This window comes from uncultured Deefgea sp., assembly GCF_947072475.1.
Lineage (GTDB): Bacteria > Pseudomonadota > Gammaproteobacteria > Burkholderiales > Chitinibacteraceae > Deefgea.
Window position 1 is genome coordinate 1 of sequence record NZ_CAMTIA010000103.1, and the last position, 4,618, is coordinate 4,618.

Sequence of the window (4,618 nt, forward strand, 5' to 3'; positions counted from 1 at the left end):
TTTTAAGCCCCAGCTCGACGAGCGCGGCACAGCATCAACACCAAATCTGAACATTGCCTATTTTTTTGCGGCGCAACTCAGCGCCGCAAGCTAGAGACCACTTACAGCGGCTGCAGATTTAATTTTCGGAACAAAGCACGATCACCTTCGACATCGGGATTACCGGTGGTTAACAGTTTATCGCCGTAAAAAATCGAATTCGCGCCAGCCAAAAAGCACAGTGCTTGCATCGCTTCGGGCATTTGCTGGCGACCTGCCGACAAGCGTACATAAGCTTTTGGCATCGTAATTCGCGCTACGGCAATGGTGCGAACAAACTCAGTCCAATCCACAGGCTCTGAGCCATCAAGTGGCGTGCCATCAATTTGCACCAGATTGTTAATTGGTACCGAATCAGGTTGTGGATCGAGATTGGCCAATTGCGCCACTAAGCCAGCACGATCCAAACGCGTTTCACCCAAGCCAACAATCCCACCTGAGCACACATTTAAACCGGCTTTACGCGCTTTACCCAAGGTATCCAAACGATCGGCATAGCTATGGGTGGTGACGATTTCGCCATATTTGGCTTCTGAGGTGTCCAGATTGTGGTTGTAATAGTCCAAACCAGCGTCGCGTAATTGCTCTGCTTGGCCGTCTTTAAGCATGCCAAACGTGGCACAGGTTTCTAAACCCAATGCTTTCACGCCGGCAATCATTTTTTTAACTTCAGCTAAATCTTTGTTTTTAGGGCCACGCCATGCTGCGCCCATGCAAAACCGCGACGAGCCATTTTCTTTGGCAATCGCCGCTTTGGCGATCACTTCATCGGCGTCCATCAGTTTTTCGGTTTCTAATCCGGTATCGTGGCGCGCCGATTGCGAGCAATAACCACAATCTTCTGAGCAACCGCCGGTTTTTACCGACAACAAAGTCGATAATTGCACCCGATTGGCGTCAAAATTTTGCCGATGCACTGTTTGCGCTTGAAACAGCAAATCATTAAACGGCAACGCAAACAATTGAGCGACGGCGGCCTCTGACCATAGCGCTTGCTCCGGATGCGGTGTGGCGCGCTTAAATTCGATGGTTTGTGTTGCTGAGCTGGAACAATTCATTCGCTATTTATCCAAATAATTTTAATACTGAGAGGGTCTGTTGACGTTTGCTTTGCGGATCGAAAACCCAACGTCAACCGACCCTAGTCACGGCTAAAAGCCACCGCCGACCAACGACATCAATTGCATTGTCCAAACGAGGCGCTGAGTTGTCAAATTTATTCGACAAATTTTTGAACTACATCAGCCCAACGCAGTGCCTACTGTGCGCGGCAAGTAGTCAAGACGCGGTATGCGTAGATTGTTTTGCCACCTTAGTCCGACCACAACCCGCACAAAGTTGCCCATGCTGCGCGCGGCAATCCACCCAAGGACTGCTTTGCGGCGCTTGCAGCAAAACACCGCCCGAATTTGATGCCACCATCGCCGCCTTTTTATACGCCGATCCAATTGCCAGCTTGATTCAGGCGGCCAAGTTTGCCGGACGTTGGTCTTTACTACCGCCACTGGGTGACGCTCTGGCCACGGCGCTTGTCCATACCCAGCGCCCAGACCTGATTATCCCGCTCCCCTTACATCCGGAACGACTCAAAGAACGCGGATTTAACCAAGCGCTTGAAATCGCCAGACCCATTGCCAAACGCTTACAACTACCACTCGATATCGGGCATTTATGCCGCAATAAAAACACCGAACATCAAGCACGCTTAAGCGCCAACGCGCGCTGGCGTAATATGCGCAACGCCTTTATTTGCCACACCCCGATGCATGGTCTGCGTATCGCACTGATTGACGATGTGATGACCAGCGGTGCCAGCATGCATGCCGCCGCCAAAGCACTCAAAACTGCAGGTGCGCTTGAAGTGTTCGCTTGGGTGGTGGCACGCACCCCTTAATAAGCGATTTCGCTAAGCTATTTCGCCACTAGTGCTTACCCCATCAGCATTTGTCACAATACCGTCACCTGCGGTTTATCCGAGATGATCAGTACTCAACGCCCCTCGCTGACGAGCTTGAAACATCATCAAGCTCAAAATAATAACGGAGATACCATGAATCTAGCGATAAAAACCACCACACTCCTTGTACTTAGCGCCTTCATTACTGGCACGGCCATTGCCGCCGAAAAACCCAATGTCGTGATTTTGGCTACAGGCGGCACCATTGCCGGCACGGGCAACACCAGCACCACCACGGTGGGCTATACCGCGGCCAAAATTGGCGTTGACGCGCTGATTGCAGCAGTACCTGAACTCAGCAAAGTGGCCAATGTGAGTGGCGAGCAGGTGTTTCAAATTGCCAGTGAGAGCATGACTAATGATCATTGGCTCAAACTGGCCAAAAAGGTCAATGAAACACTGAAACGCAAAGACGTCGATGGCGTGGTCATCACCCACGGCACCGATACCATTGAAGAAACGGCGTATTTCTTAAATCTGGTGGTTAAAAGCAATAAACCGGTGGTGATCGTCGGTGCTATGCGCCCAGCTACCGCCATTAGCGCGGATGGCCCAATCAATCTGTATAATGCCGTAGCGCTCGCTGGCAGCAAAGAAGCCATCGGCCAAGGGGTATTGGTTGCGCTCAATGATGAAATCCAAGGCGCACGCGATGTGGTGAAAACCAATACGATGACCACCAATACCTTCCGTTCGCCCGAACTCGGTAGCTTGGGTTATATCGTGTCTGGCAAGCCTAATTTTTACCGTGCCAGCACCCGCAAACACACTAGCAATACCGAATTTGATGTTGCCAAGCTCGACAGCCTGCCGGCAGTGAATATCGCGTATGGCTCCGCCAACGCCAATACTTTGGCGATTGATGCCTTTGCCGCTGCGGGAGATGTAGGGATTGTTTACGCCGGCACCGGCAATGGCAGCTTAGCCGCGCCCGTTCGAGCCCGCTTAACTGAACTGCGCCAAAAAGGCATCCATATCAATCGCTCGTCCCGCATTAGCAATGGGCCAACCATTCGCAATGGTGAAAACAATGACGACAAAACCGATTTCACCGTTGCCGATACGCTTTCACCACAAAAAGCGCGTATTTTGTTAATGCTGGCGCTGACCAAAACCAAAGACAGCCAAGAAATCCAACGTATGTTCTACACCTACTAATACAAAAGGCACGGCAAAAAGCCGTAATGCCGTTCACTTAAGCCAAGTGAGCGGCATTTTTTTCCTCGATTTCATTGCAGTTGTCGCTTTTGACGCAAAGGTACAGAGAAAATCAATCGAAAAACCCTGATTTTCCTCCGCGCCTCTGCGCCTCTGCGTCAGGTTTTCAGGGTTTGCCGTTAAGTGAACTGTATTTCGGTAAAGAGCCGTGCCTTTTTTAACTCAACGACATCAGATTATTTGTTTAATCAAATTGCCATGTGTAATCGACATTCAGCGAGCTTTCATCAACCCCGATGCGTGAGACCACGGCCCAATTTCTGGATAACTGCCAAGTAAACCTCACCGCATCACGCAAGCCATTAAAGCTTTTATCCAGTGACACGCGTAAATTTTTCGCCAATTGCTTACTTACCGAAACCACCTGCGTGGTGCTGCCATCTTTTTCACGAATGGTGTTGTAACCCACCTCATCAATCCCCACGGCACCAAACAACTGATCGGTTAGTCCTTGACCATTATTATTGCTGGCCATCGCATTCAAGACCTGCAAAATCAAAGCGCCATCGGCTTTTTCCATGTTTTCAGAGCCATGACCAAATAGCAGCCAAGACAGTTTTTCCGAGTCCGGTACATTCGGGTCAGAATACAAAGTCACCCGTGGCGAATACGCCGAACCTTGCACCTTTACCCCAGCTTCAACCGCTAGATTGGTTCGCACCGCCAAAATATCTAAGCCTGGATTATCCAGCGGACCAATAAATGACAACACACCGCGCTCAATATCGAGTTTTTGTCCGTAAGCCTTATATTCACCCTCTTCAACACTCACCGTACCATGCGCGCTCAAGGCTTGATTACCGCTGGCTTTGAGTCGCAGCTGCCCAATCAACTCAGCGTCGAGCCCATAACCGCGAAAGCGAAAGTTTTTACCCAAATCAACGCCAATTTCAACACTGGCCGCCATCGCCTTTTGGACTTTTTTCGGCGTAGCGCCTAAAACCACCACGTCCGACGACAGATGCGGTACGTCGTTAGCAACAAACTGAATATCGCCTTCATCAGCAACAAACTGCCCGTTGACGGCCAAAGCGCCGTCGTGCATCGCCAAGGTGCCTTGTCCTGAAATCACCAGCAGCATATCGGCCTTGCTAATTAAAGTGAATTTCTTGGCCGCCAATTGAATGGTGATATCGGGTTGTGCTTTGTCGGTTAAATCGATCCGGCCCGAGCCTTCAATCAGCCCGCTGCCACTGCCGTTAAATTTCATGGTTTTTAGCGTAATTTGCTGGCCATCCAAACCAATATCCACTACGCCCTCTCGCAAATGCACCCCCAAACCGGCATCTTTATACAGCAAACCCGTGCCTTTAATTTGCCCAGCCAAGCTCACTTTATCCGCCAGCGCGACGCGAGTTACATCCAAATGCGCCCGACCACCCAACACCACGCCATCCCCCACAA

Annotated in this window: 4 protein-coding genes; 2 read left to right on the plus strand and 2 right to left on the minus strand. The window is 50.5% G+C overall.

The genetic code is table 11. The features are described from left to right. Nucleotides 1–101 precede the first annotated feature (101 nt). A complete protein-coding gene (gene bioB / locus Q0V82_RS16420) occupies nucleotides 102–1,097 on the minus strand; it encodes a biotin synthase BioB (RefSeq protein ID WP_297577527.1) in 996 nt (331 codons plus the stop codon). 149 nt (nucleotides 1,098–1,246) lie between these two features. Between bioB and Q0V82_RS16425 the strand changes: the two genes are divergently transcribed. Together Q0V82_RS16425 and Q0V82_RS16430 are read left to right on the plus strand one after the other, a co-directional pair. Further along, nucleotides 1,247–1,933: a ComF family protein gene (locus Q0V82_RS16425; RefSeq protein ID WP_297577530.1), complete on the plus strand. Its 687-nt coding sequence runs from the start codon at nucleotides 1,247–1,249 to the stop codon at nucleotides 1,931–1,933. A 156-nt stretch (nucleotides 1,934–2,089) separates the two neighbouring features. Beyond that, a complete protein-coding gene (locus Q0V82_RS16430; protein WP_297577533.1) occupies nucleotides 2,090–3,154 on the plus strand; it encodes a type II asparaginase in 1,065 nt (354 codons plus the stop codon). Nucleotides 3,155–3,398: 244 nt separating this feature from the next. Here Q0V82_RS16430 and Q0V82_RS16435 read toward each other — a convergent pair. Continuing rightward, nucleotides 3,399–4,618 (minus strand): translocation/assembly module TamB domain-containing protein (locus Q0V82_RS16435; RefSeq protein ID WP_297577536.1); only part of this gene is annotated, 1,220 nt, incomplete at its 5' end.